Origin of the sequence: Bacillus sp. FSL P2-0099 (assembly GCF_038007445.1) — a bacterium.
Taxonomy (GTDB): domain Bacteria; phylum Bacillota; class Bacilli; order Bacillales; family Bacillaceae_G; genus Bacillus_A; species Bacillus_A mycoides.
Window position 1 is genome coordinate 5,053,673 of the sequence record NZ_JBBOXE010000001.1, and the last position, 12,062, is coordinate 5,065,734.

General features: G+C 35.8%; 12 protein-coding genes and 1 pseudogene. 3 read left to right on the plus strand and 10 right to left on the minus strand.

Going from position 1 to position 12,062, the window contains the following annotated elements:
- Positions 1-230: 230 nt before the first annotated feature.
- Positions 231-335 (minus strand): annotated as a pseudogene (locus MKY90_RS26365) (helix-turn-helix transcriptional regulator); the annotation flags it as partial.
- Here MKY90_RS26365 and MKY90_RS26370 point away from each other — a divergent pair.
- Positions 295-663, plus strand: coding sequence for a VOC family protein (locus MKY90_RS26370; protein WP_227590941.1), 369 nt, complete (start codon positions 295-297; stop codon positions 661-663). The pseudogene MKY90_RS26365 and the gene MKY90_RS26370 sit on opposite strands and share 41 nt — an antisense overlap.
- Positions 664-766: 103 nt before the next feature.
- Here the strand turns inward: MKY90_RS26370 and hpf are convergent, their stop codons facing one another.
- The 7 genes from hpf to MKY90_RS26405 form a co-directional block, all read right to left on the minus strand.
- Positions 767-1,309 (minus strand): ribosome hibernation-promoting factor, HPF/YfiA family, encoded by a 543-nt coding sequence (hpf, locus tag MKY90_RS26375; RefSeq protein WP_002034758.1) that lies wholly within the window; start codon positions 1,307-1,309, stop codon positions 767-769.
- Between the two features lie 320 nt (positions 1,310-1,629).
- Entirely contained in the window at positions 1,630-1,827 is a 198-nt protein-coding gene (cspC, locus tag MKY90_RS26380; protein ID WP_001990088.1) for a cold shock protein CspC, read from the minus strand.
- 126 nt (positions 1,828-1,953) lie between these two features.
- On the minus strand, positions 1,954-2,658 hold the full coding sequence (locus MKY90_RS26385) for a ComF family protein (RefSeq protein ID WP_341092953.1): 705 nt from the start codon (positions 2,656-2,658) through the stop codon (positions 1,954-1,956).
- Complete coding sequence (comFA, locus tag MKY90_RS26390) at positions 2,658-4,007, minus strand: ATP-dependent helicase ComFA (protein WP_193652142.1); 1,350 nt, start codon at positions 4,005-4,007, stop codon at positions 2,658-2,660. The genes MKY90_RS26385 and comFA overlap by 1 nt, the downstream gene beginning before the upstream one ends.
- A 130-nt stretch (positions 4,008-4,137) precedes the next feature.
- Positions 4,138-5,457 (minus strand): C40 family peptidase, encoded by a 1,320-nt coding sequence (locus tag MKY90_RS26395; RefSeq protein ID WP_341092955.1) that lies wholly within the window; start codon positions 5,455-5,457, stop codon positions 4,138-4,140.
- A 264-nt stretch (positions 5,458-5,721) separates the two neighbouring features.
- Positions 5,722-6,036 carry a winged helix-turn-helix transcriptional regulator gene (locus MKY90_RS26400; RefSeq protein ID WP_002089608.1) on the minus strand — a complete coding sequence of 105 codons (315 nt, stop codon included), beginning with the start codon at positions 6,034-6,036 and terminating at the stop codon, positions 5,722-5,724.
- 173 nt (positions 6,037-6,209) lie between these two features.
- Positions 6,210-7,052, minus strand: coding sequence for a DegV family protein (locus tag MKY90_RS26405; RefSeq protein ID WP_002016143.1), 843 nt, complete (start codon positions 7,050-7,052; stop codon positions 6,210-6,212).
- A 392-nt stretch (positions 7,053-7,444) separates the two neighbouring features.
- On the opposite strand from MKY90_RS26405, the gene MKY90_RS26410 reads away from it, so the two are divergent.
- Positions 7,445-8,080, plus strand: a complete 636-nt coding sequence (locus MKY90_RS26410; protein ID WP_002143754.1) for a YigZ family protein — start codon at positions 7,445-7,447, stop codon at positions 8,078-8,080.
- A gap of 74 nt (positions 8,081-8,154) precedes the next feature.
- A complete protein-coding gene (locus MKY90_RS26415; protein ID WP_341092957.1) occupies positions 8,155-9,279 on the plus strand; it encodes an LCP family protein in 1,125 nt (374 codons plus the stop codon).
- Between the two features lie 53 nt (positions 9,280-9,332).
- Here the strand turns inward: MKY90_RS26415 and wecB are convergent, their stop codons facing one another.
- Positions 9,333-10,448 (minus strand): non-hydrolyzing UDP-N-acetylglucosamine 2-epimerase, encoded by a 1,116-nt coding sequence (gene wecB / locus MKY90_RS26420; protein ID WP_002034751.1) that lies wholly within the window; start codon positions 10,446-10,448, stop codon positions 9,333-9,335.
- 75 nt (positions 10,449-10,523) lie between these two features.
- Complete coding sequence (locus tag MKY90_RS26425) at positions 10,524-11,894, minus strand: UDP-glucose dehydrogenase family protein (RefSeq protein ID WP_341092959.1); 1,371 nt, start codon at positions 11,892-11,894, stop codon at positions 10,524-10,526.
- Positions 11,895-12,062 lie beyond the last annotated feature (168 nt).

Sequence of the window (12,062 nt, forward strand, 5' to 3'; positions counted from 1 at the left end):
AAATAAAACTTCCGATTGCTTTCTTTTTCTCTTTACAATCAGTCGTTATAAAAATCAAATTTATGTTATGCCAATTTTTCTCCTAATTTAAAAAGCTAAAATGTATAAACCTAATGATAATTGTAACACTTGTCTTATAACTATGACAACAATCGTCCAAATATCGAGCCGTAGATTCAGAAAAAGTTTTTATTTTATTTTATTTCTTCCAACAAACTACTATCTCTTCGTTACAAATTTTGTATTAAATCTAAGTAGTATTCTTTCAAGTTCTCTTTTAAAGAAGATGGCTCAATTATTTTTATAGTTTTACCAAAACTAGCTAGATATGAAATGAAAGAAATAGATCCGAATTTCACGTATAAAGAAAGCCAAGAACATTATATTACCCATTCCGTTTTACAAATTGGCACTAATAAAATTATGATTGCAGAACAGGCAGTGGATTCCACACGCCCTTGGCAATTAAGTAATAGCTCATCATTATGCATTCAATCTAAAGATTTCCAAACCATTGAAGCACTCTATCACAATCTAATTCAACATGATGAGGTTTATATTTTAACACCTTTTGAAAAAAACTCCTTCAGCCCTGGTTACGCCATTGTGCGAGATCCTTTTGGAATAGTAATACAATTGACTGTTACAAAACATGACTTCTAAATTTTATTACGAATAAGCCATTTAAATTCATATCAATATTACAAGATAGGAAGGCAAAAACATATAAAAAAAGCGCAGCCATTTCGGCTGCGCCTTCGAATTATTATTTAGTTTCGATTAAACCATATTTCCCGTCTTTACGGCCATATACAACATTAGTTTCATTTGTATCAGCATTTGTGAAGACGAAGAAACTATGTCCTAGCATATCCATTTGCAAGATCGCTTCTTCAACGTCCATCGGTTTTAAATCGAATCGTTTTGTACGTACAAGTTCTAATTCATCCTCTTCTACCGCATCCAGAACAGCTACTGCTTCCGGAAGGATAAAGTTAGTTTTCACAGAACCTTTCTCACGTAATTTACGGTTTACCTTTGTTTTATGTTTACGAATTTGTCGCTCAATTTTATCAACTACTAAATCAATCGCAGCGTACATATCGCTATTTGTTTCTTCTGCACGAAGTAATAAATCTGTAAATGGAATTGTTACCTCGATACGTTGCTTGTCAGAGTATACTTTTAAATTAACCTTAATCTCTGGGAATGTATCAAAATAACGCTCTAATTTACTTAGTTTTTTCTCTACATATTCCTTTAATGCTGGAGTTACTTCAATATTTTCACCACGAATGTTGAATTTCATAGATGAATTCCTCCTTTCAAGCCTATGTACTATAATTTCGACATTGGCTTAAAAACTCCTTCTAATTTTTTTAAAAAATTAGTGGAATTGCGATTTTTTTATCGTTTTTTGTTGAAATGAAAAGATGCATCGTTTCTATCTTTATTTTATCCTATTAACATCGTGAATAACGAATGTAACTGTGGACAATTAGTTACAGAAAAGAAACAACTTTTTGACAACTCCTCTAAAACAAAAAAGCCCTTGTTACGAGCAAGAGCTTTCGCCATCTATATAATGCTGCTAAAAATACAGCTCTATCTTTTCCAAAAACTTAATTTTTACAGTTTCACAACATTAGCCGCTTGTGGCCCACGTGCTCCATCAACAATATCAAACTCCACTTGTTGACCTTCTTCTAACGACTTATACCCATCTTGTTGAATAGCAGAAAAATGAACAAACACATCGTCACCATCTTCACGCTCAATAAACCCAAATCCCTTTTCTGCATTGAACCACTTTACTCGTCCTTGCATGTTCATTCCATTCCCTTCACTCTTAAAATCAGGGCATTCGCCCCATATTCTGACTATAGCGAATGACAAGACTGTAAGTCAAAGAAGACCTGTCGTCTTTTTATTACTCCTTTCGACATTCACATATTAACCTCTACAAAGCGTCAAACAAGAAACCTCTCTCGCTCCTCGATCATACAAAAGGCTTCCAATTTGCCTAACAGTAATTCCTGTCGTATACACATCATCCACGATTAAAACGTGTTGCTCATGAAACATCTCTTCTCCCTGAAAATAAAAAGGATTAACTCCCGATATCCTTTCTTTACGCTTCTTCTTACTTTGTTTTTCTGTTTCTATTCTTCTTAATGATGTACAAAACATTTTGATAGGCAAACAAGAAGCTAGTAACTCCGCTTGATTAAAACCACGCTCGTATTCTCGCTCTTCACTAAGAGGAACCGGAATAGCAACTGAAACATTCGCAAAATATTTTTGAAAAAGATTTCGAAAAGGCTGATGAAAAATATGCACTAATTCAGCATCTCCTCGAAATTTAAACTGTGCTAATATTTCTTTCATCCCTTCATCATACACATGCAACGAACGATTTATGAGAGACGGAAACCCCCGCTCGTTCGTCCACCTTATGCAGTCCATACAAATATCCCCGTTTTTATATTCAGCTGGTACAAGTTCTAAAGGCCGACCACACTCCTTGCAAATATCTCCTATAATATAGGAAAGTTTTTGCTCACATCTATCACATATATACTTTTTATGAAACTTAACAAAAAAAGTGTACCAACTAATCGCATATGAAATATACTCATCACAAAGTAGACAATGCATCAATCTATCAGTCCTTGTTCTTTAGCATTCTTATTCATACTTTGGATATGTTTTTTCGCACGAACCATCGCCTCTGTCTTTCCATAATGAAAATAGATAACATCTCCATGCGGTTCATCAGAGCTTCTGCCAGCACGCCCTGCAATTTGAACGAGAGCACTTTCTGAAAATATTTCTTCCTCAGCTCCTAAAACTGCAACTTGCAAATTTTTAACAGTTACTCCTCGTTCCAAAATCGTCGTTGTAACTAATAAAGGGATTTCTCCTTTTCTGAAAGCTGCTACCTTCTCTTTTCTCGCCGGATCTTCTGCATGCACACCGTCAATTTGATTGTTTAATGATTTTAATAACTGGCTAATTTCTTCTACATATCGCACATGAGGAACAAATAAAAAAATGGGGTATCGTTTCGATAAGTACAGATTTAACCATTGTAATAAAGCACGAGGAATTTTTTTACGTATAAGACCCTTTTTCCAATTTCCGCACCACTGAAATATCGGAACTGGCAATGGATGACGATGGTATCGCCCTGAAATAATAACCCCTTTTTGCTTACCACTTCGCAACTTACGCTTCCACTTTTCATCTGGAGTTGCAGTTAAATAAATACGTGCTGCCTTCTCTTTCATCGCTTCGTTTACTGCATACTGCAACATCTTATCTGCATGATACGGAAAAGCATCTATCTCATCTACAATCATGACATGGAACGCCCTATAATAACGTAACAATTGATGTGTAGTTGCAACGATTAACGCCGCATCTTTTTCTCGGTCTAAACTCCCTCCGTATAAAGCAGCTACATTTATATTTGGAAACACTTCTTGTAATCTTGGTGCTAATTCAAGTACAACGTCCGTTCTCGGCGTTGCAATACAAACTCTTTCTCCCTTTTGTAGTGCCTCTGCAATTCCGCGAAACAACATTTCTGTTTTTCCAGCCCCGCACACCGCCCAAATAAAAAATGATTCTTTCTGCTTAACAGCGTCAACGACACTTTGCGCAGCTAACTCCTGACCGTCAGACAAAACGCCTTCCCACTGTAACGGATTCAAATAACTTTCTCCGCTTATTTCAGCAATCCCGCGAACAAGTACAGTACATTCACTTACCCTGCCCATCGTTATACATTTCCGGCAATACGTACATACTTCATTGCACCTTTTACATAGCAATGATACAAATAGTCGCTGCTCTATATTTCCGCAGCGCTGACACATATATTTTGAAGACTTCTTAATTACCCCTTGTACACAAACGACGTCTCGATTCCTTTTCAGATGATCCAATTTATTCTGCAAATCTGAAGAGAGTTCTTCTAACAGTAACTGTCTACCAGCTAACATCATCAATAGCCACCTCCAGCACTACTATAAATCCTTCTCTTTATCTCGTAAAAACTCAAAAAAGCCGATAACCTACTTATAAAATAGTAAGCTATCGACTTTATACACGTTTTTTATTCAATTATAAATCCTAGAATCTACCGTATCCTAAGAAATGTTTTTGGTTGTAGCTACTGCTTAAGCTAGAGTAAGCAATCCCTTTATCACCAGCATGAATCATTTGGTCGTTACCAACGTAAATACCGATGTGAGATGGACCTGCTTTATAAGTACCTTGGAAGAATACTAAATCTCCAGGTTGTGGGCTACTTACTTTAGAAACTGAGTTCCAGTAACCTGCAACGTCTTGACGACCTACACCAAATACGTAAGAAATGAATCCACTACAGTCAAAACCACCGTTTGATGGAGATGCACTCCCCCAAACATATGGTAAACCTAAGTATTGTTGTGCTTTACCAATCACACCATGAGTTGGTGGAGTTGGTGGAGTTGGTGGTGCTGGCTTTTTCTCTTCTTTTTTAGGCTCTTCTTTTTTAGGCTCTTCTTTTTTAGGTTCTTCTTTTTGAGCTTGTCCAGCATTGTTTGCTGGTGCAGCTTGTTCTGCAGGCGCTTGTGCTGGTGCAGCTTGTTGAGCTTGTGCTTCTTTAGCAGCTTGTTCTGCTTGTTTTTGAGCAGCAGCTTCTTGTGCAGCTTTTTCTTGCGCTTCTTTTTCAGCGATTTGTTGTAATTTTAATGCCTGTTGTTCAAGCTCTTTCAATTGACCTTCCGTACTTGTCATTGTAGTTACAACTGTATCCATTTTACCGCTTAAATCGTTTACTGCTGTTGCTTTTTTCTCTTTTTCAACGTCAAGTTCTTTCTTAGCAGTTTCAATTTGAGCTTGTGCTTCTTTTAATTCTTTTTGTTTTTCTTTTACTGTCTCAACATCTTTTTTCACGTTCGTTTGATCTTCTTGTTGTGTTTTCATGATATCTTCGTCAGATTCCATAATTTTAGACACAGAAGCTAAACGATCAACTAAATCTGCAACGTTTTTAGAGTTTACAAGAACTTCTGTTACAATGTTCGTATTTGGCTGTTCTTGTAGTGCAACTAAACGTTTTCTTAATAACTCTTCACGTTTTGCAATCTTTGTTTGTAGTTCTGCAATATCTTTATTTTTATTTTCGATTAATTGCTCAGTATCAGAAACTTTTTTTGTTGTTTCATCAAGTTTTGAAGCGTTCTCTTGAACAGACTTATCCAAACCTTGGATTGTTTTGTTTAAGTCATTCATTTGTTTTTGTAATTCATCACGTTCTTGTTGTTGTTTATGTAAAGTATCATTTTGTGTGTTAATTTGTGATTTCACGTCAGAAATTTTATCTTCTGCAAATACATTTGGTGTTAGCCCAGAAAACATTAACCCTGCAACTAATGCACAAGATGCCATTTTTAGCTTTTTCATTTTATTTTTTACACCGCTTTCTTTTTTTCATTTTCCGTATATAACCTATTAAAATTTATACCATAATTCGGGAGTTTTTTTGCTAATGTTACGGTTTTGTAAAATAAATGTAATATTACATTTATCTCTATAGCAAAGTATATCTAAATTTGTATATATATGTAGAATTTCAAGAGCCTTACACCGTTTTTTATAGGATTGAAAAAAAACGTAAGGGAACCCCTTACGTTTTGAAAATACTCCAATATGAATGAAATAGAAACGTTACTTCATCCATTTTTCAGCCCAATTTTGGACCTCATCCATAACACTTTCCAACGCTTTCCCTTTATCAGTTACACCGTACTCGATTCTAACTGGTACTTCTGGATAAACATTACGAACTACAATACCTTCGCCTTCTAATTCCTTTAAACGTTCTGACAACATACGATCGCTCATATTCGGTATAATATCTGCGATTTCTCTGAAACGTTTCGGCTCTTCGAGCAAAGATTTAATAATTAAGCCAGTCCATTTCTTACTAAGCATTGTAAAAGCTGACTCAAACTTTGGACATAAACAAGAATTATGCTCCATATGTTTCACCTCTCTTCTATTATAATATAGTTTCTTGTAAAAAGTAAGTAATAAAACTTTCCTCATTATTTAATTTTACATACATTTTACCATTTCCAAATATTAACTTGTCAAATACCCGTAAAATACCCGTAAAAAAACCCTCTTCAAGTAAGAGAGCTTTTATATCTTTATCACTTCGTATACCAACCTAAACCAAGCGCACCTTCACCTAAATGCGTCCCAATTACAGCTCCGAAATAACTCGTACGAATTGTAACATGAGGGTATATCTCTTCTAATTCTTGTTTCCATTCATTAGCTTCCTCTTCACGATTCGCATGAATAATAACAGCTTCCATAGGCACACCTTTATTTGCCTGCTCATCAAAGATTTCAACGATACGCTTTAACGCTTTTTTACGCGTACGAATTTTTTCGAATGGAATAATTACTTTATCTCTAAAGTATAATACTGGTTTTACTTGTAACAAACTACCAATAAAAGCTTGTGCACTATTTAATCTTCCACCACGTTGTAAATGATGTAAATCATCCACTACAAAATAAGCATCCATCGTTTGCTTCATTTCATCAAAGCGAGCGATAATCTCTTCTGGGGCTTTCCCTTCACTTACTAATTTTGCCCCTTCACGCACGTAAAACCCTTGTACTTCACAACTAATTTCAGAGTCGTACGTATATACATCAATACCATCTACCATCTGTCCAGCTGCCGTTGCTGTTTGATATGTACCACTAATTCCACTGGAAAGGTGAATGCTAATAACTGCATCATATTCTTTAGATAACTCTTCATATAACTCTAAAAACTTTCCAATTGCTGGTTGCGAAGTTTTCGGAAGTTCCTCTTGTTCACGTACTTTTATATAAAAATCATTTGCTGAAACTTCAGCCTCTTCTTGATAAGATTCCGTTCCAAACACAACGTTTAATGGAATCATATATATATTGAGTTCGTCACGAATATGCTTCGGTATATATGCTGTACTATCGGTAACAATAGCTGTTTTCATTTTCGTACCTGCCTTATAAAAAATTTTTATCCCCTAATTTTACACGAAAACTAGAAAAGGTGCATCCATACATAAAAATGCCGGCTAGAAACTACAATCACTCGCTCAACAAATTACAACAAAAAGATAAAGTGAAACTTTAATCAGTGGGGGTTTTGTTCATCCCCCACTGATTATTAGCCTTCACCAATCGGGCTTTTACGGGCAGCCCGACTCCCATCCTAACTTCTTTGCACCAGCTGAATTTTGAGGTAGGAGTCTTACTGCCCGTTAATGCGGGATAAAATACTCACCAAAAATTTCAACATATTTGTAAAAAATGTTTGAATATAAAAACACTCGCTTTTAAAATGTAAAGTACTAGTTATTTTGAAAGATAGGGGCGTACACCATTGTTATTACAATATTTAACAATAAAAGGCTATGGAGAGCACGAAATTGTGATTCAAAAATCAAGATTCATTTGCTATGTGAATCGCGCCACAACGGAAGAGGAAGCTCAAACATTTATACAAAAAATAAAAAAACAGCATTGGAATGCAACACATAATTGTTCCGCATATTTAATCGGCGAACAAGATCAAATTCAAAAAGCGAACGATGACGGTGAACCGAGCGGCACAGCTGGTGTGCCTATGTTAGAGGTATTAAAAAAACGAGGTCTAAAAGATACTGTCGTCGTCGTTACGCGCTATTTTGGCGGCATTAAACTTGGTGCTGGCGGATTAATTCGCGCATATGGAAAATGTACAAGTGAAGGTCTTAACCATGTAGGCGTTGTTGAACGAAAACTAATGCGCGTTATGCAAACAGAAATTGATTACACTTTACTTGGCAAAGTTGAAAATGAATTACGCAATTCAGAATATGCTATTAAAGATATACATTATCTAGAAAATGTCACATTTGATGCGTATGTAGAAGAGGACAAAAGACAACCATTCACAGATTGGATGATTGAATTAACAAACGGGAAGTGTACAATTAAAGAAGGAGATATGTTGTACTTAGAACAAGGCGTTGTCTAAGAATAGCTAACGTCTCGCCTTTAAAGATTAATGTAGTGAATTAATTCCCTACAAATGAACTAAGGAGATTATATATGGAAGAACGTTATAATCATCTCCAAAATAGCAGAATAAAAAAGAAACGTAGAAGAAAACTTTTCTTCTTTCTTATTTTCGCATTTTTATTTGGTAGCGTAGGACTTTATATGTTAAATTCCTACACTTCTCTCATGGGGATGTACAGTGGATTTAGCCGTGAAAAATCTAAATTACGAGCAGAAGATGTGGAAATCACAAAAAAACCTTTCACAATACTAATTATGGGTATTGAGGATTACGCAACAGATGGTCAAAACGGCCGAACAGATTCACTCATGTTCGCGACAGTTAATCCAAACTCAAAAAAGGTTTCACTTATGAGTATCCCACGCGATTCTCGTGTTAAGATTGTTGGCAAAAATAAAGAAGATAAAATTAACGCTGCCCATGCTTACGGTGGAGAAAAAATGGCAATCGACACCGTCGAAGAGTTTTTAAAAGTTCCTGTTGATCATTATATTAAAATTGATTTCCAAGGATTTAAAGGTATCGTTGATGCTGTTGACGGTATTACCGTTGATGTCCCCTTCGATTTTTGGGAACGCTCTGACGTGGATTACTATAAAAAAATCCAATTTAAACAAGGTCAACAGAACTTAAATGGTGAAGAAGCACTCGCATACGTCCGTATGCGAAAGCAAGATCCTAACGGTGATTATGGTCGAGCTGCTAGACAAAGACAAGTACTGGCTGCTGTTGCCCAAAAGCTAAACTCTGCTTCTACCGTATTTAAAATTAAAGATTTAACAAAGGTAGTTGGAAAATATATAAAAACCGATATTCCTATTTCAGACGGACTTGCTCTTTACAATAAAATCGCTGGATTCGATCCTTCTACAATACAAACGTTAAAACTTGAAGGAGAAGACAGAAAAATTGGCGGTATTTATTACTTCCTTCCAGATCCAATCAGTGTAGAGACTGCACGTAACGAAATTGAAAAGGAAATAGGAGAAAAAGCAAAAGTTCCAACAGAGACTACGAAAAATGAGAATACAAATTCCGATTCAAATTCTAACTCCAGCGCAAAAGCAAAGAAGGAGCCGAGTGAGAACAAAATACCACCTCCTCCCCCTTCTACAAATGCTCATGCAGAGTGGATTATGAGGAATCATGAATAAAAAAAGAGCCAAATCGTATACGATTTGGCTCTTTTTATTTCACGCAATTGTTGTTACTTCTTAAAGTGTTGTAAAATCGCTTCTACAATACGCTCTGATGCACGACCATCGCCGTAAGGGTTAGATGCTTTCGTCATCTTATCATGAGCTTCTTTATCAGATAACAACTCATCAGCAAGACCAAAGATTGTCTCTTCATCTGTTCCTGCTAATTTCAGCGTACCTGCTTCGATACCTTCTGGGCGTTCCGTCGTATCACGAAGGACAAGGACTGGCACACCTAGTGATGGTGCTTCCTCTTGTACACCACCAGAATCAGTTAACATTAAGTATGAACGAGCTGCAACGTTATGGAAATCAATTACATCTAACGGCTCAATTAAATGAATACGGCTATGCTCGCCTAAAATATCATTCGCTATTTCGCGAACAACAGGATTCATATGAACAGGGTATACAACTTGTACATCTTCGTGCTTATCAACAAGACGCTTAATTGCACGGAACATATTGCGCATTGGTTCTCCTAAATTTTCACGACGGTGTGCTGTCATAAGTACAAGACGATCATTTCCAAGTTTCTCTAACACCGAATGGCTATAAGTTTCTTTTACAGTTGTCTTCAGTGCATCGATCGCTGTATTTCCTGTTACGAAAATGCGTGACTCATCTTTATTTTCTTTTTGTAAGTTCGTTGCTGATTTTGTTGTAGGTGAGAAATGAAGATCCGCCATTACACCTGTTAGTTGGCGATTCATCTCTTCTGGATATGGAGAATACTTATCCCATGTACGAAGTCCTGCTTCAACATGTCCTACTGGAATTTGATTATAAAAAGCAGCTAAGCTTGCAATAAATGTCGTCGTTGTATCACCATGCACAAGTACGATATCAGGCTTCGCTTCTTTCATTACTTTATCTAAACCTTCTAAACCACGTGTTGTAATATCGATTAACGTTTGACGATCTTTCATGATATTCAAATCGAAATCCGGCGTAATTCCAAAGATATTTAATACTTGATCTAACATTTGACGGTGTTGTGCTGTTACAGTCACAATTGATTCAATCTTTTCTGGGTGCTTTTGCAACTCTAATACAAGAGGTGCCATTTTAATTGCTTCTGGTCGTGTCCCGAAAATTGTCATTACTTTTAAACGTTCAGTCATTTCATTGCCTCTTTTCTTTCACTAGTTAAAACTTCTATTATCGCATATAAAAATATGCATGTGAAAATACATTTTTTAACGAGCCTGAGAAACATTACTATTACAGACGTCTTTTCGCCCAACTGAGTAATAATCTAATCCATGCTTCTCGGCATCCTCATTAGTATAACAATTTCTCCCATCAAATAGAATAGGTTCCCTCATAAGCTGTGCATACTTTTCTAGCGGATAATTTCGAATTGATTCCCATTCTGTTACGATAAAAACTGCATGCGCCTCTCTAATCGATTCATCTATACACTCAGCGTATCGTATCGTATTTCCAAATAAACTTCTTACATTTTGAATAGCTTGTGGGTCATATAAAACCACATCCGCACCCATATTAATTAATTCTTCTATTACAATAAGAGATGGTGCTTCCCTAATATCGTCAGTATTCGGTTTGAATGCTGCACCAAGAACCGCAATTTGCTTTTTCTTCATATCTATAATTTTCTTCGCTTTTTCAACTAACAACAACTGTTGTTTATTATTCACTTCAATGACTGCTTTCAACAAGCGAAAATCATGAGAAACATTCCCTGCAATTTGCACAAGCGCTTTCGTATCTTTTGGAAAACAAGATCCTCCATATCCGATGCCTGCATTTAAAAAAGATGCACCAATTCTCTTATCCATCCCCATCCCTGTAGCTACATCTACTATATCTGCACCCACTTGCTCACATATATTAGAAATTTCATTAATAAAACTAATCTTCGTAGCTAAAAAAGCATTAGATGCATATTTAATCATCTCAGCACTTCGAATATCTGTAATATACGTTTGTAAGCTTAATTTACTGTACAAATTCTCTACTTTCCTTGCAGCTTCTTCACTACATGCTCCAATTACGATACGATCACCCTGAAAAAAATCATAAATACCAGAACCTTCTCTTAAAAACTCTGGATTCGATACAATATATAATTCATGTCTACCTTGTAGTTTATCCTCAATCCATTCTCTCATTACATCATTTGTCCCTACAGGAACCGTACTTTTCGTAACAACAATAATATCGTTATTCACATATGTTCCAATATCATCACAAGCACTACGAATATACGTTAAATCCGCTGTTCCATCTAATAAAGATGGCGTTCCAACTGCAATAAATATAAACTCTACATCATTAAATGCCGCTGATTTACTTGCTGTAAAAGTTAAATGATTATTCTCGTATGCTTCATTTATTAATTCATTTAATCCACATTCATAAATAGGTAACTCGCCTTGTTTAATCCGTTCAATTTTCCCACTATTTATATCGAAACATGTGACTGAATGTCCCAATCTCGCCAATCCTACTCCTGTAATCAATCCAACATATCCGGTACCTATTATCGTAATTTTCATTTTCTTTTCGCACAGGAATATACATAAGAAAATATACGAATACATAGAACTCCCCCTGCGCTTCCCCCTCTCACACTAAGAATGAGAAAACTCTTTCACTTCTTTATTATATGAATCGTTTTTTTATTATTTTTTAAGATTTTGTAAAGTTAAATGATGCAATATATACAAAATGTAAATTCCCACAATTTAACACGGAACTTACTCATTTTA